The 22,023-nt window shown below is 61.0% G+C and carries 17 protein-coding genes; 10 read left to right on the top strand and 7 right to left on the bottom strand.

All coding sequences use genetic code 11. The features are described from left to right. The first annotated feature begins 220 nt into the window (after positions 1 to 220). The 9 genes from BUC36_RS11015 to BUC36_RS10975 all read left to right on the top strand — a co-directional run bounded on the left by BUC36_RS11015 (position 221) and on the right by BUC36_RS10975 (position 12,240). A complete protein-coding gene (locus BUC36_RS11015; RefSeq protein WP_073275090.1) occupies positions 221 to 1,144 on the top strand; it encodes a glycosyltransferase family protein in 924 nt (307 codons plus the stop codon). Further along, positions 1,135 to 3,327 (top strand): capsular polysaccharide biosynthesis protein, encoded by a 2,193-nt coding sequence (locus BUC36_RS11010; protein ID WP_200797261.1) that lies wholly within the window; start codon positions 1,135 to 1,137, stop codon positions 3,325 to 3,327. Before BUC36_RS11015 ends, BUC36_RS11010 begins: the two co-directional genes overlap by 10 nt. 432 nt (positions 3,328 to 3,759) lie before the next feature. Then, positions 3,760 to 4,782, top strand: coding sequence for a phytanoyl-CoA dioxygenase family protein (locus tag BUC36_RS11005; protein WP_159436010.1), 1,023 nt, complete (start codon positions 3,760 to 3,762; stop codon positions 4,780 to 4,782). Between the two features lie 362 nt (positions 4,783 to 5,144). After that, positions 5,145 to 6,398 (top strand): capsule biosynthesis protein, encoded by a 1,254-nt coding sequence (locus tag BUC36_RS11000; RefSeq protein WP_073275084.1) that lies wholly within the window; start codon positions 5,145 to 5,147, stop codon positions 6,396 to 6,398. 341 nt (positions 6,399 to 6,739) lie between these two features. Continuing rightward, entirely contained in the window at positions 6,740 to 7,822 is a 1,083-nt protein-coding gene (gene rfbB, locus BUC36_RS10995) for a dTDP-glucose 4,6-dehydratase (protein ID WP_073275082.1), read from the top strand. Further along, a complete protein-coding gene (rfbA, locus tag BUC36_RS10990) occupies positions 7,822 to 8,688 on the top strand; it encodes a glucose-1-phosphate thymidylyltransferase RfbA (RefSeq protein WP_073275080.1) in 867 nt (288 codons plus the stop codon). Before rfbB ends, rfbA begins: the two co-directional genes overlap by 1 nt. 8 nt (positions 8,689 to 8,696) lie before the next feature. Next, positions 8,697 to 9,257, top strand: coding sequence for a dTDP-4-dehydrorhamnose 3,5-epimerase (gene rfbC / locus BUC36_RS10985; protein ID WP_073275078.1), 561 nt, complete (start codon positions 8,697 to 8,699; stop codon positions 9,255 to 9,257). Continuing rightward, a complete protein-coding gene (rfbD, locus tag BUC36_RS10980; protein ID WP_073275076.1) occupies positions 9,254 to 10,195 on the top strand; it encodes a dTDP-4-dehydrorhamnose reductase in 942 nt (313 codons plus the stop codon). The genes rfbC and rfbD overlap by 4 nt, the downstream gene beginning before the upstream one ends. A gap of 293 nt (positions 10,196 to 10,488) precedes the next feature. After that, positions 10,489 to 12,240, top strand: coding sequence for a DEAD/DEAH box helicase (locus tag BUC36_RS10975; protein WP_073275074.1), 1,752 nt, complete (start codon positions 10,489 to 10,491; stop codon positions 12,238 to 12,240). Positions 12,241 to 12,289: 49 nt separating this feature from the next. Here BUC36_RS10975 and BUC36_RS10970 read toward each other — a convergent pair whose 3' ends face one another. Both BUC36_RS10970 and BUC36_RS10965 read right to left on the bottom strand, forming a co-directional pair. Then, positions 12,290 to 12,838 carry a cytochrome b gene (locus tag BUC36_RS10970; protein ID WP_073275071.1) on the bottom strand — a complete coding sequence of 183 codons (549 nt, stop codon included), beginning with the start codon at positions 12,836 to 12,838 and terminating at the stop codon, positions 12,290 to 12,292. A 108-nt stretch (positions 12,839 to 12,946) separates the two neighbouring features. Beyond that, complete coding sequence (locus tag BUC36_RS10965; RefSeq protein ID WP_073275069.1) at positions 12,947 to 13,864, bottom strand: LysR family transcriptional regulator; 918 nt, start codon at positions 13,862 to 13,864, stop codon at positions 12,947 to 12,949. A 131-nt stretch (positions 13,865 to 13,995) separates the two neighbouring features. On the opposite strand from BUC36_RS10965, the gene metE reads away from it, so the two are divergent. Continuing rightward, positions 13,996 to 16,431, top strand: a complete 2,436-nt coding sequence (metE, locus tag BUC36_RS19225) for a 5-methyltetrahydropteroyltriglutamate--homocysteine S-methyltransferase (protein WP_234994965.1) — start codon at positions 13,996 to 13,998, stop codon at positions 16,429 to 16,431. 137 nt (positions 16,432 to 16,568) lie between these two features. Here the strand turns inward: metE and nagA are convergent, their stop codons facing one another. From nagA to agaR, 5 genes are read right to left on the bottom strand one after another with little or no spacing between them, the layout of a single operon-like run. After that, positions 16,569 to 17,765, bottom strand: coding sequence for an N-acetylglucosamine-6-phosphate deacetylase (gene nagA / locus BUC36_RS10945; protein WP_073275065.1), 1,197 nt, complete (start codon positions 17,763 to 17,765; stop codon positions 16,569 to 16,571). Further along, a complete protein-coding gene (locus BUC36_RS10940) occupies positions 17,762 to 18,682 on the bottom strand; it encodes an ROK family protein (protein ID WP_073275063.1) in 921 nt (306 codons plus the stop codon). Before BUC36_RS10940 ends, nagA begins: the two co-directional genes overlap by 4 nt. Next, a complete protein-coding gene (locus tag BUC36_RS10935; RefSeq protein WP_073275495.1) occupies positions 18,679 to 19,806 on the bottom strand; it encodes an SIS domain-containing protein in 1,128 nt (375 codons plus the stop codon). Before BUC36_RS10935 ends, BUC36_RS10940 begins: the two co-directional genes overlap by 4 nt. Positions 19,807 to 19,822: 16 nt before the next feature. Beyond that, the gene (locus BUC36_RS10930) at positions 19,823 to 21,097 is read right to left on the bottom strand and encodes a D-tagatose-bisphosphate aldolase, class II, non-catalytic subunit (RefSeq protein ID WP_073275061.1); all 1,275 of its coding nucleotides are present in this window, start codon (positions 21,095 to 21,097) and stop codon (positions 19,823 to 19,825) included. A 48-nt stretch (positions 21,098 to 21,145) separates the two neighbouring features. Then, on the bottom strand, positions 21,146 to 21,916 hold the full coding sequence (gene agaR, locus BUC36_RS10925; protein WP_073275059.1) for a transcriptional repressor AgaR: 771 nt from the start codon (positions 21,914 to 21,916) through the stop codon (positions 21,146 to 21,148). Positions 21,917 to 22,023 lie beyond the last annotated feature (107 nt).

Raw genomic sequence — 22,023 nt, 5'->3', positions numbered from 1 at the left:
GCAGTTGCGTCTGAGTCCGGCTCGGCGTTGCTGTCGCGGAGCTGTTGCGCCGAGAGCAGGCTCCTGTAGTGATAGAGGAATCCGAGGGGCTGGATACCGTCATGCGCCGGTATGACGAGGGGCGGGATTGGTCGTTGGGGCGATTCCGCAGAGCAGCGAGGCTCGTGCTGTATTCCTGTGAGCGAAGGTTGATATCAGTAATGCAAATACGGAGTAAGTCTTGAAAGCGGGGGACCGGGTTTTTGTCGTAGAGGAGAATGCTAATCCCTCTACCGATTACTTCGTTATTCCCTTCCTGCGGGAAAGGGGCATAGAGCCCGTGCGCTGTACTTTCGCCCAAGTGCCGCCGGTGGAAAAATTGGCCGGTGCGGCTGTGATTTTTGTCCGCTATGTACCAAAGCCTTGGCAGTCCCTCATCGATCGTCATCGCGCTGACATCGCCAACGTCTATTTCTTTATGGACGACGACCTGTTCGACTGGCGCGCGTTTGCGACCATGCCGCTGCGCTACCAGGCAAAGATTGTCCGCTACAGCTGGTCGCATCAGAAATGGCTGCGGACGGTCGGGGCCCGCCTGCTGGTTTCCACGCCCTACCTGCAACAGAAATACGCCGAGTGGCAACCGCAACTGCTGCCGCCCCGGCCACTGATGCCGCAGGAACAAATATCACCACTGACGGTGTTTTATCACGGTTCCGCCTCCCACGGTGCGGATATACGCTGGCTGCGCCCGGTGATTGCGGATGTGCTGGCGCGCAACGAGCAGCTGATGTTCGAGGTGATAGGCGATGCCGCCGTGAACCGCCTGTTCAAGGGGCTGCCGCGGGTGCATGTGCTGCACCCGATGAAGTGGCCCGCGTACCAGGCTTTGGTAGGACGCCCCGGCCGCGCCATTGGCCTGGCGCCGCTTATAAATAGCCGATTCAACCGCGCCCGCTCGCACACCAAGTTTTTTGATATCACCCAGGCCGGCGCCGTCGGCGTTTATGCGTCCGGCCCTGTGTACGGCGATATCGTCGAGCACGAGCGCAACGGCTTGCTGGTGCCGATGGATCAGCGCGCGTGGGTGGATGCGATCCTGCGCCTGGCCGACGACGGCGCGCTGCGTGAGCAACTGTTAGCAGGCGCGCGCGCGTGTCTGTAAGCGGGGATCGCGTGATCGGCTACTGCTCGCGCGGTATCGCGCGTGTGCCCAATCTCGACAAGCTGCTCGAGGCGCCCTGCGAGTATTTTCGCCTGCGGCCGTCATTTGCCGTTACCCATATTGCCGGCTGGGGGCGCAAGCCCACCACGTTGCGCGCGCGGAAAGTGGCTGCTGCGCGCGGGCTGCCGTATCTCAGTATCGAGGACGGTTTCCTGCGCTCGGCGGGCCTCGGTGTGCATGGGGCACGCCTGCACAGCATGGTGGTCGATGAAACCGGTATCTACTACGACGCCACCGGGCCGAGCGATCTCGAATCTCTGATTGCTGATGCAACCTTCGACGATGCGGAGCTGGCCCGCGCCCGCGAGGCCATGGCGCTGCTGTGCCACTATCGCCTGTCGAAATACAACCATGCCCCGGATGAGCCGATCGAGTGGCCGGATCCGCGCCCGCGCATTCTTGTAGTGGACCAGACTGCGGGTGATGCGGCCATCGAGTTCGGCAAGGCCTCGGCGGCGAGCTTTACCACCATGCTGGAGAGCGCCCTGCGCGAGCATCCGGATGCCGAAGTGTGTGTGAAGGTGCACCCGGATGTGATCGCCGGCAAAAAGCGCGGCCACCTGCTCGAACTGGCCCGGCAACACGGCTGCCGCTTACTGGCGGAGGATATCTGCCCCTGGGCGCTGCTGGATGCGGTGCAGGAAGTGTATGTGGTTACCAGCCAGTTCGGTTTTGATGCGCTGCTGGCCGGCAAGAAGGTGCACTGTTTCGGCCTGCCGTTTTTTGCCGGCTGGGGCCTGACCGCAGACCGGGTGCAATGCGAGCGCCGCAACCTCGCCCGCTCGCTGGAGCAGGTCTTCGCGGCCGCCTATCTGCGCTACAGCCGTTATATCAATCCCTATACGTGCGATCGCTGCAGCCTGGAAGATACCATCTACCTGATCGCCGAACAGAAGCGCCAGCGCGAGTGCTGGCGCGGTGATTGGCTGGCGGCGGGCTTCTCGCCGTGGAAGCGCGGCTTTATCCCGGCCTTTCTCGGCGGCGGTGGGAGCCTGCCTCGCAGGCGATCGTCAGGTGGGGGCGGAGAATCGCCTGCAGGGCAGGCTCCCACATCGGGCGCTTCGCTACGCTTCGCAGCCGCTAACGCTGCAGCGCTAAGTGCGGCTCGTCCGGGCTCCAGAGTTGTGGCCTGGGCTAGCAGCCTGCGCCCGGAATTCGCTATGGCGTGCGACCGTGCTGGAGTGGGGCTGTGGCGTATGGAAGACGGCTTCCTGCGCTCGGTCGGACTGGGGGCGGACCTGATCGCGCCGCTGTCGCTGGTGATGGATCGCCGCGGTATCTATTACGATGCCAGCCGCCCGAGTGACCTGGAATGGCTGCTCAATCACCGCGATTTCGATAGCGTCACGCTCGCGCGGGCTAGGGCAGTGCGTGAGCAGTTACTAGCCTCCGGCCTGAGCAAGTACAACGTCGGCGATGGGGTTCTGCCGGCGTTTGCTGCCGCTGAGGGAAAGAAAATAGTGCTGGTGCCGGGGCAGGTGGAGACGGATGCGTCCATTGCCCGTGGTTCGCCGCATTACAAGACGAATCGGGAATTGCTGCAGGCGGTGCGCGCTGCGGAGCCCGATGCGTTTATCGTCTACAAGCCGCATCCGGATGTGGTCAGCGGTGGCCGTATCGGTGAACTGGATTCCGAGGGCGCGTCGCTGTTCGATGCACTGGTGACGGATATTGCAATGCCGACGCTGCTGCAACGGGTGGATGAAGTCCATACCCTTTGTTCGCTGAGCGGTTTTGAGGCCTTGTTGCGCGGGCGCAAAGTGGTGACTTACGGCCTGCCGTTTTATGCCGGCTGGGGGGTGACGGAGGATCGGCTGCTTTTGTCGCAACCTGCTGAATCTGGGGCGCTGGATTCCGGCCTGCGCCGGAATGACGATGAAGCGAAAATGGTCACTCAAGTCTTGGCCGGAATCCAGGAAAGACGCCGCCGCAAGCTGACCCTCGATGCGCTGGTGGCGGGTGTACTGCTGGAATATCCGGTGTATGTCGACCCGCACACTGGTGACCATATCAATGTGGAAACGGCGATTGCCCTGCTGCAACAGATGCGCAGCCGGCAGCGCGAGGCGGGTTGGGCGACGCAGCTGTACCGCTGGTACCGCAACCGTTTTTTGCGCCGCTAGCCTCGAATCGGATTCCACTATCTGCACAACGCCAGTGTAGGAGCCTGCTTGCAGGCGAATAGGTAGATGTGCGCAGCCGTTCGCCTGCAAGCAGGCTCCTACAGATCCGCTTGCAGCGCAGACCAAAGACAACAGATATTGAGTACTGAACATGGCGCGGTCATCAGTGAAATTATTGGGGCAATGGCCCAAGCGTGAAGCGGGTTGGGCGATGCAACTGTACCGCTGGAACCGCAACCGGTTTTGCGCCGCTAGTCTCGAATTGGGTTCAGCTATCGGTACAGCGCCGGTGTAGGAGCCTGCTTGCAGGCGAATAGGTTGACGCTCCGCAGCCGTTCGCCTGCAAGCAGGCTCCTACAGGTCCGCTTGCAGGCGCGGACTAATGACAACAGATGTTGAGTACAGAACATGGCCCGGTCATCGATTAAATTTTTGTGGCAATGGCCCAAGTGGCTGCTGGAGCTGTTTGCCTGGGGTAAGAGCTTCAAGAACAACCCGATTATCGGCAGCTACTGGCTGAACCGCTGCGGCCTGCATGTAATGCGTGTGGTTGTCGCCCAGGCGCTGTTCCGCTTTCGGCTAATACTGCTGGCGCCGCTGGTGCCGGCGGAGGACCGGCGCACTTTCCTGAAAGACGGCTATGTGCTGAAAGAAAACTTCTTGCCGCCGGAGCAGTTTGCGCGGCTGGCGCGCGAGCTGGAGAGTTACGAGGGTGACGTGCGCGAGTTCGTCGAGGGTACAACACTCACGCAGCGCACCTTCATGACACACGATGTCCGTTCCGGCCTGCCGGAGTTCCAGGCCCTGGTGCGCGATCCCCGGCTTGACCGCCTGATGCGCTATTGCTCCTCCAAGAACCGGCCGCCGCTGTTCTATATCGAGAATCTGTGCAACCACGCCAATGTCACGCCGCGCCCGGATCCGCAGCGGGATATGCACGCGGATACCTTTCATCCCTGTGTAAAGGGCTGGCTCTATGTTGATGCCGTGGATGACCGCAACGGCCCCTACATCTATGTGCCCGGCTCACACCGCCTCTCCTGGCGGCGGCTGAAATGGGAGTACCGGCAGAGCCTGGAAGCCTGCAAGAAAGGGTCGGCGCGCGCGCCGGGCCGCTATTGGGATGGCTCTTTCCGGGTTTCCGCAGCGGAATTGGCGGAGATGGGCTTTGCCCGGCGCAAGTTCTGCGTGCCGGCTAATACTCTCGTGATCGGCAATGTGTATGGTTTCCACCGCCGTGGCGAAGCGCTGGAGAAGTCCAACCGGATGACCGTGTGGATGCAGGCCCGGGACAACCCCTTCAACCCCCTGTTTACCCTGTGGCCGCAGCGCACGGGGCGGCTGTTCGAATGGGTATGGGGCAAGGTGCTGGTGAAGCTGGACCGGGGCAAGCTCGCCAGTGGCGAGCAGCGCAATTTTCACGGGCATTTTAGCCGCGAAAATACCAACCTTTAATTCTCCTGATGACCGTCCCGGCTGGAACAAAGTTTGCTTGCCATACCCTGGGGTGAGGACTTTGTACGCAAATTGGCCGATCTCATTACACGGCATTACAAAATGAGACTTGGCGCACAAATCCCGGTAAGATTCAGCCCCTGAAATCTCTCCGATAGGACATTGGAGTTTTGGCGTTCGCAGTATGGGGCTGCAGGGCGCCGGGGAATGGAAGCCGAGCAGAGTCAATAAACACTGTCTTTTGGGGACATCCCGTTTTAGAAGCACCGAACACAGGTGCGCAGAACCCTCAACTGGGGAGTTGAGGACGGGATGAGACTTACCGGGGCGCAATGGCCGCTTGCCGGTAATCGGGGGAACTCATGGCTTCGGCTGTCTTTCTACAGGGCCCGCATGGCCCGTTCTTTGCCAAATTGGCGAAGCGCCTGTCGGCGTTCGGGGTGGAAACCCACAAGATCAATTTCAACGGTGGGGACCGGCACTTCGGCTGGGCCGATTTCCAGGTTGATTTCACCGGCCGCGAACAGGACTGGCCGGCTTTCTTCCGCGCTTATCTTCTCGAGCACTCTATCCGTGCCGTTTTCGTTTATGGCGATTGCCGCCAGTATCACCGCGCGGCCCGAGCCGTATGCGAGGAACTCGGAATCTCGTTCGGCGTGTTTGAAGAGGGCTATCTGCGCCCGGACTTCGTGACGCTCGAGTGGGGCGGGGTCAACGCCTATTCCTCCACGGACTGGTCACACAACGCCATCGATAGTTACCAGCCCCGCGGGCGCACGCCCTCGCTGCGCGTCGGCATGACTTTCTGGCAGCGCGCCTGGTACGCCAGCCGATACTATGTAGCCGCGCGTCTCGCACGCTCGGAGTTCCCTGCCTACCGCCATCACCGCAACCGCGACTGGAAAGGCGAGGCCGTTTGCTGGCTGAAAAGCTTTTACCGCAAGGGGCTCTATAAAATCACCCAGCGTGCTGTATTGCCGCAGCTCCTGCAGCGGTTTGATCGGCGCTTCTACCTGTTGCCGCTGCAGACCCGCGACGACTTCCAGCTGCGCACCCACTCGGATCTGCTGTCGATCGAGAACACCATTGATGTGGTGATCAGCTCGTTTGCCCGCAATGCGGCCGCGGACGAGGCCCTGGTCATCAAGCACCACCCGATGGACCGCGGCTTTTGCCACTACCGGAAACTGATCGATGCCCTGGCTGCACAACACAAGGTTTCCGGCCGGGTAATCTACTGCCACGACCTGCATCTGCCGACCTTGCTGGATCACGCCAAGGGCCTGGTGACGATCAACAGTACTGTCGGTATCTCCGCGCTGCTGCACCGGGTTCCGACCAAGGTGCTGGGGCGGGCGCTCTACGATATGGCCGGCTTGACTCACCAGGGGGATCTCGACAGCTTCTGGCGGCAGCCCAATGCGGTGGACGCCAAGTTGTTCCAGCGATTCCGCACCTATCTCTACGAGCACACGCAGCTGGATGGCAACTTTTGCAAGCATCTCAATCTTACCGTGGATGCTGCTTGGCAGCGCCTGATGCACGTTGTGCCGGTGCGTCAGAAAGTGCCGGTTACCGCGGCGGTTTCAGTTCCCGGAGCGGCCGAGATCGGTTAGGTCTCGATGCGCGGCGCAGGTGACGGCCTCCCCCTGCGCCATACTTCGCGCCAACAGGTAACGCTTGTAGAGGCCCCTTTTCTGTTCTTCTTTTCAAGCCTGTATTAACCAGCCGCTGATTCCCGCCGCGAAGACCTTCCCGGCAACCGAACCCCCCAGCGCGATCTCGCGCGCCAACAGACTACTATGTCGGCACCAGTCACCACCTTACTTTCAGCTTTCTACAGGCGCTCGCTGTTCGTTAGGGCTATACAGAAAGGCACCACATAACTACGCGGCATAAGTTCGGGCGAAGTGTCTGCCGTAGCCGCAGCGATTCGGTGATTTCTGGAATTTTGTCCATGAGAATAATGGTGACAGGCGGCGCTGGATTTATCGGTAGCGCTGTTGTTCGTTTTCTGCTGAAGCAGACTGATCATGTAGTTCTGAATATCGATGCGCTGACCTATGCCGGCAGTCTGGCGTCGATTCCGCGCGTTGCGGATGGCCGCTACCTGTTTCGGCGCACGGATATTCGCGACAGGGACGGGCTGGAGCAGCTGTTCGAGTCGTTTCGCCCTGAGGCCGTTTTGCATCTGGCCGCCGAAACCCATGTCGACCGCTCCATAGATAGCCCAGGCGACTTCATCGCGACCAATATCGTCGGCACCTGCAACCTGTTGGAGGCGGCACGGGATTACTGGATTGGCCTGCCCGCAACGGCGCGCGAGTGCTTCCGTTTTCTGCATGTTTCCACCGATGAAGTGTTTGGCGATCTCGGTGCGCGGGGATATTTCTCAGAAGAAACGGCCTACGCGCCCAGCTCACCCTATTCCGCCAGCAAAGCCAGCAGTGACCACCTGGTGCGAGCCTGGCACCGCACTTACGGGCTGCCGACGCTCGTTACCAACTGCTCCAATAACTACGGCCCCTATCAATTCCCGGAAAAACTGATACCGCTGACGATCATCAATGCGCTGGCTGGGAGGCCATTGCAGGTCTATGGCAATGGCTGCCAGATACGCGACTGGCTCTATGTGGAAGATCACGCGGATGCGCTCTATCGCGTGTTAACCCATGGTCGGGTAGGGGAAACCTACAATGTCGGTGGCCACTGTGAGCGCAAGAATATTGCGGTGGTGAGGACAATCTGTGACTTTCTGGAGGCTTTGGCTCCGCACAAGCCCCCGGGTGTCGAGCGCTATGAGGACCTGATTTGCTTTGTCCAGGATCGGCCGGGCCATGACCAGCGCTACGCCATTGATTCGAGGAAGATTCATGCGGAGCTGGGCTGGAAACCGCAGGAAAGCTTCGAGTCCGGCCTGTATAAAACGGTTGAGTGGTACCTGGAAAATTGCGACTGGTACCAGTCTCTGGAGCACAGCGATTACCAGGGCGAACGCCTGGGGCTGCTGCCGCAAAGCGCCGTGCAGGAGGTACATTGATGAAGGGAATCATTCTCGCCGGAGGATCCGGTACACGACTGTTGCCGATTACCGGTGGCGTGTGCAAACAGCTGTTACCGGTCTATGACAAGCCAATGATCTACTACCCGCTGACAACCCTGATGTTGGCGGGTATTCGCGAAGTCCTGATTATTTCAACGCCCGAGGACACGCCGAGATTTTCGCAGATGCTCGGCGATGGCAGCCAGTGGGGTATGAGTCTGCACTATGCGGTGCAGGCTTCCCCGGATGGTTTGGCGCAGGCCTTTCTAATCGGCGAACCGTTTATTAACGGCGAAGCCTGCGCGCTGATTCTGGGGGATAACCTGTTTTTCGGCCAGGGCCTGACGCCGGCGCTGGAGCGCGCGGCGCAAAACCAGCGCGGCGCTACCGTCTTTGCCTATCCGGTCAAAGATCCGCAGCGTTTCGGTGTCGTCTCCTTCGATGAGGCGGGGCGCGCCTGTGACATCGTCGAGAAGCCGATCAAGCCGATATCCCGCTACGCGGTAACCGGCCTCTATTTTTACGACGAAAAGGTCGTGGACCTGGCCAGGGAGGTCAAACCCTCTTCGCGCGGCGAACTGGAAATTACCGATCTCAACCGCTTTTACCTGGAAGCCGGTGAGCTCAATGTGGAGGTGTTGAGCCGCGGCGCCGCGTGGCTCGATACCGGCACCCACGATTCGCTGCTCGCTGCCAGCCAGTTCGTGCAAACGATAGAGCAGCGGCAAAGCCTGAAAGTCGCCTGTCCGGAGGAGGTTGCCTGGCGCAAGGGCTGGATCGACAAGCAACAATTGCAGATGCTGGCGGGCTCGCTGCGCAAGAGCGGCTACGGCGAGTACCTCCTCGACCTGCTGGAATATTGAGTTGAATCATGAAAGTGATCGAGACTTGTCTGCCCGGTGTAATGATCGTCGAGCCAAAAGTATTTGGGGATGGCCGGGGGTTCTTTCTGGAAACATTCCAGGCGGAGCGCTATCGGGCTGAACTGGGGATCTATGCCGCTTTCGTGCAGGATAACCACTCGCGCTCGGTAAGAGGTGTGCTCAGAGGTTTACATTCCCAGGTACATAACCCCCAGGGCAAACTCGTGCGTGTTATTCGTGGAAAAATTCTGGATGTTGCCGTGGATATTGATCCCGAATCCGCAACTTTTGGATGTCACGAGGCCGTGATTCTCAGTGACGAGAACCAGCGGCAACTTTGGGTGCCGCCCGGGTACGCGCACGGCTTTGCCGTGTTGTCCGACGTGGCCGACGTGGCCTACAAGTGCACCGAATACTACGATCCCAGCGATGAGGCCGGAATTGTCTGGAACGATCCGCAGCTGGCCATCGACTGGCAGCTGCAAAACCCCATCCTCTCGGATAAAGACGCCGCCCTGCCGACGCTTGCCCAGTACGTCTGCGGGATCCGGGAAGAGTCCGTGCCGTGAAAGTCCTACTGTTTGGCGCTACCGGCCAGCTCGGTAGGGAATGCCGAAAAGTTTTGGGTCAGGCGGGCTGGGCGCTGCTGACGCCGGGCCGGGACCTTGTGGATTTCGCGCAGCCGGAGACGGTTGCCGCCGCCGTCGAGAACCTGCGCCCACAGCTGGTGGTCAATGCCTGCGCCTTTACGGCGGTCGACCAGGCCGAAGCGGAGCCGCAGCTGGCGGAGCTGGTCAATGGCGTCAGTGTCGGCAGGCTTGCGGCGGCCTGCGCAGAACTGCAAATACCCACTATTCATGTTTCCACCGATTACGTCTTTGATGGCAGTGCCACCACGCCATACCATGAAGGCAGCGTGGTTGCCCCGTTAAACAAGTACGGACACAGCAAGCTCCAGGGGGAGCAATTGCTGCGTATGCAAAATCGGAAGCACGTGTTGCTGCGAACGAGTTGGGTGTTCAGCGCTCGCGGAAACAACTTCGTGAAGACGATGATTCGCCTTGGCGCCCAGCGAAGTGAACTGAGCGTAGTTGGGGACCAGGTCGGCTGCCCGACCTATGCCGGTGACCTTGCCTTTGTTATCGGGCAGTTTATCGAGCGCTATCAACGCGAAGGGAATTTGCGGTGGGGCACTTATCATTGCAGCAATGCCGAGCCCTGTAGCTGGTATGAATTCGCGCAGGCGGTGATGGAGCAGGGCGTGGCATGCGGTCTGCTGCGGCAGGAGCCGCTGCTGCAGAAAATCACCAGCGAAGAGTACCCCTTTGTCGCAACTAGGCCCGCCTATTCGGTACTCGACTGCAGCAAGCTGGAAGCGCGGCTGGAGACAAAAATGCCCAGCTGGCGTCAGGGGCTCGAACGCGTCTGCGCTGAACTTGCGGGCGCGATGCCGGAGGAGCTTCCCCGGACAACCGCAGGTGCTGGACAAGCCGCCACGGCGAGGTAGCGCCGGGCGGCGACTCGTGCGGCTGGCTAAAAAATAGACTGGCATATTTGGCCGAACCTGTTAGACTGCGCGGCCTTTTGTCCCCGGCCGTCAGGGCCCCTGAAAGGGACACTCTAATTGGGTTACAGACCTCCTCGCCACAGGCCCCTGTACTGCGTTGAACGAGCTTGAAATAGCGGGTGCTATGACTGGGCTCTTCTCCACGCCCAGCAATCTTTGGCGGTGAGCTATGGTTAGCCCATTGGGCACATGGCTCCCGCACGGCCCCTATGTAGAATCAAGTGAACTCCGAAATGACCGATACCCCCAATCCCGTTGGTTTTGACCAGCTGGGCCTGCCGTCCGACATCCTTAACGCAGTCCAAAAGCTGGGTTATGAGACGCCTTCGCCGATTCAGGCGCAGACCATTCCTTCCTTATTAGAGGGCCGCGACGTACTGGGCCAGGCGCAGACCGGCACCGGCAAGACCGCCGCCTTCGCACTGCCGCTGCTGGCGCAGCTGGACCTGAAGGATCGTCGCCCCCAGGCGCTGGTACTGGCGCCGACCCGCGAGCTGGCCATTCAGGTGGCCGAGGCCTGTCAGTCCTATGCCGCCAACCTGAAAGGTTTCCATGTGGCGCCAATCTACGGCGGCGCCGACTACCGCGGCCAGATTCAGCAGCTTAAGCGCGGCGTGCAGCTGGTGGTGGGTACTCCGGGCCGGGTGATGGACCATATGCGCAAGGGCACCCTGGACCTGTCCAACCTGAAGACGCTGGTGCTGGACGAAGCCGACGAAATGCTGCGCATGGGCTTTATCGACGACGTGCAGTGGGTGCTGGAGCAGATTCCGGAAGAGCGCCAGATCGCGCTCTTCTCCGCCACCATGCCGAAGGAAATCGCGCGCATCGCCCGCGACCACCTGCACGACCCGGTGGAAGTGAAGATCAAGGTCAAGACCGAGACCGCCGAGACCATCCGCCAGCGCTACTGGCCGGTGGGCGGCCTGCACAAGCTGGATGCGCTGACCCGCATCCTGGAAGCAGAGCCGGTGGATGCCACCATCATCTTCGTGCGCACCAAGAACACCACTGTGGAGCTGGCGGACAAGCTGGCCGCACGCGGTTTTGCCAGTTCGGCGTTGAACGGCGATATGGCGCAGAACCTGCGCGAGCAGGTGATCGACAAGCTGAAGAGCGGCAAGCTGGATATCGTCGTTGCCACCGATGTGGCGGCGCGCGGTCTGGACGTGAAGCGTATCAGCCACGTGATCAACTACGACATTCCCTACGACACCGAAGCCTATATTCACCGCATCGGCCGCACCGGCCGCGCTGGCCGCGAGGGTGATGCGATCCTGTTCGTCGCGCCGCGCGAGCGCCGTATGCTGCGCATTATCGAGAAGGCCACCAAGAAGCCGATCGAACAGCTGGAACTGCCCAGCGCCGCCCAGGTAAACAGCGCGCGTATGCAGCGCTTCCGCGAGCGCATCACCGGTACTATGGAAGGCGACACCGATCTGGCACCGTATCGCCAGCTGGTGGAGGAATACCTGGCGCAGACCGAAGCGGATCCGCTGGACGTGGCCGCCGCCCTGGCGGCGATGGCCCAGGGCGACCAGCCGCTGCTGATCAAAGAGCAGGAGCGCCCGCAGAGGGAAAGGAAAGAGCGCTGGGATCGCGATGAGGATTTCGAGGGCCGCGGTCGCAAGAAGGGCGGTTTCGAGAAGGACAAGAAGATGCCGCCGCCCGACGTGGGCATGGAACGCTTTCGCATCGAGGTCGGCCGCCAGCACGGCGTCAAGCCGGGCAACATTGTAGGCGCCATCGCCAACGAAGTGGACCTGGAAAGTTCCTATATCGGCCGCATCGAGATCTACCCGGAATACACCACGGTGGACCTGCCGGAAGGCATGCCGAAGGAGATATTCCAGCACCTGAAGCAGGTGCGGGTGGCCGGCCGGCCGATGAAAATTGCCAAGCTGGGTGAGGTAGTGAGCGGCGGCAAGCCGCGCGGTGGCAAGCCCGGCGGGGCCAAGCCAAGAAAACGCAAGCCGCAGCAGTAACAAAAAAGGGGAACCACTTGGTTCCCCTTTTTTTATTTGTCGGTAATCATCAGCTGGATTTAACCCACGGCAGCATATGCCGCAGCGTGTCGTCGCGCGTGACGAAGTGGTGCCAGAGCGCACCGCAGATGTGCAGCACCAGCAATGCCAGCAGCGCGTTCCACAACAGTTCCTTGTGTACAAAGGCGAACTGCTTGGCCACGTCGATATTTTTCTCCACAAACGACGGCAGATTGAACAGCCAGAACAGCGGAGTTTCCTTGCCGGCAAACTGTCGCATGGCCATTCCGGTCAGCGGCATGCCCAGCATGGCGACATAGAGTAAAGCCTCTACCAGCAGTGATACCGGGCGCTGCCAGCGGCTGCCGTAGAGTTTCGGTCGGGGGTGGGTTGCGCGCCAGTAGAGTCGCAGCATCGCCAGCAGCAGGACGGTGAAGCCGATAGAAAAATGCAGGTACTCCCACCACGCCCGCATTGGATCGCCTTTCTCATAGAGCTCGTGTAATTCGACGGAGGCCCAGGCGCACAAAATCAGAATGGCGATCAGCCAGTGCAGCCCCTTGCTGACGGGGTGCCATTTCTCTACGCGTTCGGTCATGAACTATCTCCCTATTTTCTTTGTGGCTTATCTTATCCACTTTTCGCGCCGGATTGTGGGAAATGTTTCCCGCCCGGTGCGGCGTTCGCCGGAAAATCGAACCGGAAATCAAACTGCGCGAATGCCGTTCAGATTGGCGAAGCAGGTATCCCGCGCAGTCTGCAGAAAATCCTCCACATACGCCTGCTCCAGCATTTCCTCGCGCACGGCGGCGTAGAGAGTGCTCCACAAGCCTTTCTCACCCAGGCGCAGCTGCGCAACAAATCCCTTTTGTAAGTATTCATGCAGTGCCCAGTTCGGCAGGGCGCAGACACCGCGGCCGCTGGCGGCCAGCTGCACCATCATCACCGTGAGTTCCGCGGTGCGCACGTCGGCGGGCTCGACACCGGCGGGATCGAGGAAGTGCTGGAAGACATCCAGCCGCTCGCGCTCGACTGGGTAGGTGATCTGCACTTCATCGGTGAGGTCCTCCGGCACCACCCAGCGTTTTTCCGAAAGCGCGTGTTTGCGGCTGATGGCCAGCACCATCTCGAAACCGAACAGCGGCTGGTAGTGGATGCCTTTCAGGTCCGGATCCGGGTTGGACGTGACCACCAGATCCAGGTCGCCGCGTACCAGCGCCGGCAGCGGCGCGAAGTGGAAGCCGCTGGACAGGTCCAGTTCCACCTCCGGCCAGTCGTCCCGGTACTTGTCCAGCGTCGGCATCAGCCATTGGTAACAGCTGTGGCACTCGATGGCGATATTCAGGCGGCCGGCCTGGCCCGAGGCGAGCCGCGCCAGGTCCCGCTGGGCGACCGCGACGCGCGGCAGCACCTCGTCCGCGAGCTGCAGCAGGCGCAGGCCGGCACTGGTAAAGCGCAGCGGCCGCGACTTGCGCACGAACAGCGGCTGCTCGTGACGCTCCTCCATCTCGCGGAACAGGTGGGACAGGGCGGACTGGGTCAGGTGCAGGCGCTCGGCGGCGCGCACCATGCTGCCGGTCTCGCGCAGGGTCGTCAGTGCCCTTAAATGCCGCAGTTCAATCATCTTTAGAAATATTCATGTTTCTGGCAAAAAATATGAAATTGATTGAATAACAGCGTGCCCGCAGAATCAACCCCGATTTCGGATTCCACCTCCACGGGTGGGCGAACATGGAATGCATTGGGGAATTACAGATGGCTCAGACACATATCCTCGGCTACCCGCGCATCGGCGCCGGTCGCGAACTGAAAAAGGCCCAGGAGGCCTACTGGCGCGGGGAGATCTCGCAGCGGGAACTGCTGGCGGTGGGCGCGGACATTCGCCGCAACAACTGGCAGGCACAGCGCGATGCCGGCCTGGAGCTGGTAACCGTCGGCGACTTTGCCTGGTACGACCAGGTGCTCAACCACACACTGCTGTTCGGTGCGGTGCCGGCCCGCTTCGCCCAGGGCGCCGCGGACAACAAGCTGGACCAGTATTTTCGTGTTGCCCGCGGCCGCGCGCCGTCCGGTGAGCCGGTGGCCGCCAGCGCAATGACGAAATGGTTCGACACCAACTACCACTATCTGGTGCCGGAATTCTCAACCGGCCAGCAGTTTGCGCTGGACAGCGACTGGCTGCTGGACGAGGTGCGCGAGGCCCAGTCCCAAGGGTACAAGGCCAAGCCGGTGGTGATCGGGCCGCTCACTTATTTGTGGCTGGGGCGCGCAGAGGGAGACGCGCTGGCGCTGCTGCCGGCACTGCTGCCGTGTTACGAACAGCTGCTGCAGCAGCTGGCGGATACCGGGGTGACGTGGGTGCAGATAGACGAACCCATTCTCGGCCTGGACCTGCCGGCCGCGTGGCGCGACGCTTTCGCAGGTGCGTACCGCCGTATCGGTGATGCGGCACAGTCCCTGAAGTTACTGCTCGCCACCTATTTTTCGCCACTGCGGGAAAATCTGCCGCTGGCCTTCGAGCTGCCAGTAGATGGTGTACATATCGACTGCGTGCGCGCTTCGGAGGAACTGCCGGCGGCAACAGCGGCGCTGCGCGACGAACAGGTACTGTCGGTGGGTGTGCTGAACGGTCGCAATATCTGGCGCGCCGACCTGGTCAGGTGGCGGCGCGAACTGAAGCCGCTGGCCGATCGGCTGGGCGAGCGCCTGTGGCTCTCCGCCAGTTGCTCGCTGCTGCACTGCCCGGTGGATCTCGACACGGAAAAGAAACTGCCGGAAGCGCAGTTGCAGAAGCTGGCCTACAGCCGGCAGAAGCTGTGTGAACTGAAAGAGCTGCAAACCCTGCTGCAACCAGGGCACCTTGTGGGAGCCAGCCCTGCTGGCGAAAAAGATACTGGCGATAGCACCGGCTCAATCGCCTGCAGGGCAGGCTCCCACAGCACAGATGGCTACACGCCATTCGAGTCTGACTCCATTGATTCCGTGGTGGGAGCCAGCCCTGCTGGCGAAACGGATTCTGCCAATAGCGCCGCCTCAATCGTCTGCAGGGCAGGCTCCCACAGCACAGATGGCTACACGCGATTCGAATCTGACTCCATTGATTCCGTTGGGGATGAATTGAAAGATTCCTGGCGCCCGCAGCCCTACGCCGAGCGCGCACCGCTGCAGCGCCAGCGCTGGCAGCTGCCACTGCTGCCGACCACCACCATCGGTTCCTTTCCGCAGACGGACCTGCTGCGTCAGGTGCGCAGGCAGTTCCGCAGCGGCGAGATCAGTGAGCAGGATTACGTCGACCATTTGCGCGCAGAAATTGCCGAGGCGATCCGCCGCCAGGAAATCCTCGGCCTGGACGTGCTGGTACACGGCGAGGCGGAGCGCAACGATATGGTGGAGTATTTCGGCGAGCAGCTGGATGGCTTCGTGCACACCGGCAATGGCTGGGTGCAGAGCTACGGCTCCCGCTGCGTCAAACCGCCGATTATTTTCGGCGATATTTCCCGCCCGCAGCCGATGACGGTGGAGTGGAGCCGCTACGCGCAGAGCCTGACCAAGAAGCCGGTCAAAGGCATGCTCACCGGACCGGTGACGATTCTGAACTGGTCCTTCCCGCGCGAGGACATTCCTCGCAGTGAGAGCTGCCTGCAGATTGCCAGGGCGCTGCGCCAGGAAGTGCTGGACCTGGAGGCAGCGGGTATCGGCATTATCCAGATCGACGAGCCGGCCCTGCGCGAGGGGCTGCCGCTGCGACAGTCGGAACATCGGGGCTACTTCGACTGGGCGGTGGCCTGTTTCCGCTATACCTGCAGCCAGGTAAAAGCGGAAACCCAGATCCATACCCATATGTGTTACAGCAACTTCAACGCGATCATGGATGCGATCGTCGCGCTGGACGCGGATGTGATTACGATCGAGTCGGCGCGCTCGGATCTGCAGTTGCTGTTGGCCTTTGCCGGTAAAAACGGCGGTTACCCGAACGAGATAGGCCCGGGCATTTACGACATTCACTCGCCCAATGTGCCGGAGCGGGCGGAGCTGGTGGCGCGATTGCAGAAAATCGCCGAGGTGATCCCGCTGGAGAAACTCTGGGTGAATCCGGACTGCGGGCTCAAGACGCGCAGCTGGGCCGAGGTGGGAACATCACTGCTGAATATGGTGGAAGCGGCGCGCACGGCGCGTGCTGAGCTGGCCTGAGCTAAGTTCAATATCGTCATCCCGGCGCAGGCCGGGATCCAGAATTGTGCCCTGAAACTGGCTGCCGGCCTGCGCCGGCACGACGATATCGATAAATTTATAGGAGTGGCGGGGCGGCCATCCGCTTGTGGCCACTCCTATATTATTTCCAGATGCCCTTTAAACTGGCTGCTTATATTCTCGTCACAGTAGATCAGGTCACCGCGGTATAGAGTGGCCCGCACATTCCCCTCGCCGTCGAGAATGGCGATATCCGCATCTTTGCCTTTTGCTATCGATCCGGTGCGGTGGTCAATGCCGAGAAATATTGCCGGCGACAGGCTGGCCATATGCACCGCTTCACGCAGTGCGATGCCGGCCAGTTGTTGCAGGTTGGCCACCGCTTTTTCCAGTGTGAGAGTGCTCCCTGCGAGAGAGCCGCTATCGGTGCGGGCGACCCCCTGTCGCAGCTCGACCTCCATTTTTCCCAGCGTGTAGCGCCCGTCGCGCAGTCCGCCGGCATTAATACAGTCGCTGATCAGGGTTACTTGCCGGGTTTCTTTCAACTTGCAGATCATCTGTAGTATCACCGGATGCAGGTGTACGCCGTCGGCGATCACCTCCACGTTAGCGTCGTGCATTAACACTGCGCCAGTGCAGCCGGGTTCGCGGTGGTGGATTCCGCGCATGCCGTTGAATACGTGTACGCCGCCACAGGCACCGGCTTGTAACGCCGCCGCAGTCTGGTCGTAAGTGGCGCTGGTGTGTCCCAGCATGACCCGCACTCCCTTTTCTTTCAGGTAGGGAATGATCTCCATGGCACCCTCCACTTCGGGAGCCAGGGCCACCACTTTCAGTTGCCCGCGGGCGGCTTCCAGCAGTGCGTCTATGCGCTCGCGGGTGGGGGTGAGGAAGAAATGTTCGTTGTGCGCGCCCTTGTGCTCGCTGGCGAAAAACAATCCCTCGCTGTAACCGCCCAGTACCTGGGCGCCGGGCTGGGTCTGCAGCGCGGCGTTACCGAGGTTTTCCATAGCGGCCAGTGTCTCCTCCCAGCTGCTGGTCACCGTCGTGGCGAGAAAGCCGGTCACACCGTGGCGGGCGAGGGAGGTTGAGATGGTGTCGATTGCCGCGGGGGTCGCGTCCATCACGTCGCAGCCTTCGCGACCGTGAATATGCAGGTCGATCATGCCCGGAATCAGGGTCGCGTCCGGCAGACTGATCAGTGGCAAGTCGCTGCCGGGGGTTCTGGCAATGTCGGTGATGCGGCCATGTTCGATGCGCAGGCAGTGGTCGAGCAGGTCCTCGGTCTCGGTGATGATGCGGGAAGCCTGGAGGTAGCAGTTTGTCGCTTTCATTTTTTATCGGGTTCTTCAGTCTGGAGGGCGAGCAGGGCGGCACCGCGGGCGCCGCTGGCATCGCCAAATTTCGCTGGCACTAGCGGCGGTGCGGTATAGCCGGGAAACAGGTGCTTCTCGATAGCGCCGGGTAGCTCCCGGTAGAACTCCTGTATGCGGGACAGGCCTCCGCCCAGCACGATGATGTCCGGGTCGTACGCCAGGACCAGGTTGGCGAAAGCTGCACCCAGTAAGTCTAGGTGTGCCGCTTTGGTGGCGAGGGCTCTTTTTTCCCCGTCGCGCCAGCGCTCTACCAGCGCCGGCACAGTGAGTTCCTCTTGCGCCAGGTGCCGGTGCAATGCCGTGAGGCCCGGGCCGGCGATATAGGTTTCCAGGCAGCCGTCCAGTCCGCAGCCACAGTGAAAGACAGGCAGGTTGTATTTTTGCTGCAGACTGGCGGGCAGTGGATGGTGGCCGTATTCCCCGGCGATGCCCTGACGGCTGCGATACAGGCGGCCGTCGATGGCAAGGCCGCCGGCGGCGCCGGTGCCGAGCACTGCGCCATATACATTGCGGAAGCCCTCGCCGGCACCGCCGCGGGATTCTGACAGGGCGAACAGGCGGCAGTCGTTTTCAATGGCAACCGGTCGCCCGAGTCTTGTGGTGAGCGATTCCGCCACTTTTTTACCGGTGGCGCAGGCGACGTTGGCCGACAGTGATCGCCCTTCGGTGTCGATCAGGCCGGGCATGCCGACGCCGATTTTCCCCCGGCAGCCGTGGCGGCGGTCCGCTGCTTCCACCAGGTCCACGAGGGTGTCGACGAAAGTTTGATAGTCGTCGACGGGGGTCGGCACCCGCTCACTTTCGAGTTGGTTCAGTTCGTCGTCGAAACAGGCGAGTTCGATCTTGGTGCCACCGATATCTACCCCGTAGATCAATTGGCGCACTCCGCTGTATAGGGGTGGATGGTCACTCCCTGCACCACGCGGTTGACCTCACCGGTAGGGCAGGGATTGTCGGGGGTGATGCCCAGCTCGAGAGATTTATAGAAGGCCAGCAGCTGGGCAAACGCTATGTAATGCAGGGCCAGCCAGGCATCCGCGAGGCCAGCGGTATCGACACTGTCCGCCGGGCAAACCACCCACTCGGTAGTGCCTTCGCGGCGCAGTTCCTCGTACAGGTCATCGTCGTAACGGCGACAGTAAGCGTCGTTGCTCTGAAACAGGACTACCAGCGTGGCGTCATCGAGCATTGATTTGGGGCCGTGGCGGAAGCCGAGCGGGCTCTCCGCGTAACAACCCACTTTGCCTGCAGTGAGTTCCAGCATCTTCAGCGCGGCCTCTGTGGCTATGCCCTTGAGGCCGCCGGCGCCCAAAAATACCACGCGGCGGAAGTTTCGCGCGGCCAGTGCGCGCGTGCTGTCGAGTTGGGTTTCGAGGAAAGCGCGAGTAACCTCGGCCAGCCTTTCCAGTTGTCCCGCCCGGGGTGCAAATATTTCCAGGGTGCTCACCAGCATGGCCGTGAAACTGCTGGTCATGGCAAAACTCTGGTCGAGTGTCTCTTCCAGCATCAGCAGCGAATAGCTGTTGTCGTTATTCCGCGCGCGGGTCGCCAGCTCGCCGTCGCGGTTGCAGGTAATCACCAGATGGTAGCACTCGTCGACACACTGGTTGGCCAGGTCATAGGCGCCGACGCTCTCGGGGCTGTTGCCGGAGCGGGCGTAGGAAATCAGCAGCGTGGGAACCCGCCGCAGCAGGTATTCCTGTGGATTGCTGACCAGGTCGGTGGTGCTGATCGCCTCGATGCGCCGCGCCATTGCCTGCGTCAGGTAGGGGGCCAGGGTATTGCCCACGTAGGCGGATGTGCCGGCCCCGGTAAGGATGACACGCAGGTTCTGCCGGTCGAGAAGGGGGGTGAGCCAGTCATCGAGTTCGGCCCGCTGCTGCTTTATCTGTTCGGCCGTGCGCAGCCATACATCCGGTTGCTGGGTAATTTCGCGGGCGGTGTGTTCGCCGTTTCGTTCGACGAGTTCTGCGGTGTCGATCGCTAGATATTTGGACATCATTGTTATCCTGTTTTTACTGCTTCCAGCATGCGGTGGCATAGGCGCTGATAACCTTGCGGATGCGGGCCTTTACCAGCGCGCGAGGATTATTGGCAAGCCCGCCCGCGCGGATTTCGCGGTACTCCTCCGGAAAAAACTGGCTAATCAGGGGCAGCGGAATCGGTTGAGGCGACAGGTTGTCGAGCAGTTTGGTGGTGGCCTGCTGCACCTCCGTGTCGGGCCAGTAGTAGCGGATGCGGTCGCTGTAACTATAGCGGCGGTACAGCGGCAGTTGCTCTTCCGCGACTTCGTAAAATGCCTGCCAGTATTTGGGTTCCGCCCGCATGCGCCGCTCGCAGACTTCACGCAGGCCGGACTTTGCGTCGATTCCCGGTAATTCTTCCTCGATATAACTGAGCGCAAACAGGGCCTCGCGCAGGGCAAACGTCAGCTGGGGGCCCACTTTCAGAATGGCAAAGTGGTCGCGTACCAGTTGCGTATAGCTTTGCGGTGTCTGGTAGTCGGTGGAGTGGGCCTCGAAGGCGACATTACCCATTTCTCCGGCCAGGGATTTCAGCTCTGCCGCCTTCGCCGGCCGGTAGTCGATGACCGAGGTGTGATCGAATTCCACGCCCGGCTGCACTACCAGGCCGATCACCCGTTGCCACGCACTGTCCAGCCCCAGCAGGGCGAAGGCCTCGCGATGCAGGTCGATGGTGTTGCGTGCATGCGCCGGGGCGGTAACCTCGAGTGTGGCAATCGCCTCTTTTGCGCCGCCGGGCGGGGGTACTTCTGTACCTATGATATAGACAATGTCTTTGCTGTTGCCCCGGCGCTTGGCAGCTTGCTCGGCAACCTTGCACAGATCAGCAGCGCGTGTCGCGATGATTTCGTCTGCCAGCGGTAGCTGATCGTCGGCACAGGGCATGCTGCAGTCCAGGTGAATCTTGGTAAAGCCGGCCGCTATATAGGCATCTATCATTTCACGGGCCTTGCCCATAGCAATCTCGGCGGGTTCCGTCTGCCAGCACACCGGCCCCAGGTGATCGCCACCGAGCAGCACGCGGGAGGCGTCCAGTCCGACTCGGTCAGCCAGCGTCATCACATAGTCGAAAAAGTCCGCCGGCCGCATGCCGGTGTAGCCGCCGAACTGGTTCACCTGGTTGGCAGTGGCCTCGATCAGCACCGGCGTGTCATCGGCCACGGCCTGCTCCATCGCCGCCTCCAGCACCAGGCCGTGAGCGGAGCAGATGGAGTAAATTCCGCGCGGCTGCCCACCCAGATTCGCGGCGATCAATTCTTGCAGCATGGAGATTCCTTGTTGTTAGTGATTCTTCTGGATACTCAAAATCCTGACTCAGTCGACGATGACCACCTTTACGCCGGCCTCGGAGATTACCTCGCGGAAGGCGTCGGGGATGCCGGCGTCGGTGATCAGTATGTCAATGTCGGCGAAATCGCAGATCTTGTGCACGCCGGAACGATTGAACTTGGAGGAGTCGGTCACCGCGATAACCTGGCGTGCCACCTTGCACATCAGCCGGTTCAGGTTGGCTTCGTACTCGAAGTGAGTGGTGATGCCGCCCTGGAAGTCGATGCCGTCCACGCCCAGGAATACCTTGTCGAAGTGGTAGCACTGCAGGGTTTCTTCGGCGGGGCGGCCGTAGAAAGAGAGCGACTTCTTGCGCAGGGTGCCGCCAGTCATCAGTACCTCCACCCCCTCGGCGTCCAGCAGCTGCTGCGCCACATTGAGGCCGTTGGTCATCACCAGCAGGCGCTTGAAGTCCCGCAGCTGCTTGGCGATCTCGGCGGTGGTGGTGCCCGAGTCCAGCACTAGGGTGTCCTGTTCGTGGATCTCCCGCACCGCGGCTGCGGCCAGGCGGCGCTTGACGTCCAGGTGCTCGGCGACCTTCTCCTGTACGGACAGCTCCTGGGTCACGCGGTTGCTGGCCACGGCGCCACCGTGGGTCCGTACCAGCAGGCCGCGCTTGTGCAGGTAGTTGAGGTCGCCGCGAATGGTGACTGCGGATACGCTGTACTTTTCCGCCAGCTCCGGCACCAGCACGCGCCCGCTATCGACGGCGGTCTGGATGATGTCGTGTCTTCTCTCGATCGTGTTCTTCGCCACGGGTCAGCCCCTTCGTTGTTCTTTCGCTATTCTACGAAACTTTCATTTGCTTTCAATAAGATTTTATTTTCAATTGCTTTCGTTTTGTAGAATCTATTTTGTATCAA

The organism is Microbulbifer donghaiensis, from assembly GCF_900129095.1.
In the GTDB taxonomy this organism is placed as follows: Bacteria; Pseudomonadota; Gammaproteobacteria; order Pseudomonadales; family Cellvibrionaceae; genus Microbulbifer; species Microbulbifer donghaiensis.
Note: the sequence above shows the minus strand (reverse complement) of the source record. Positions and strands in the feature narration are given on the sequence as shown.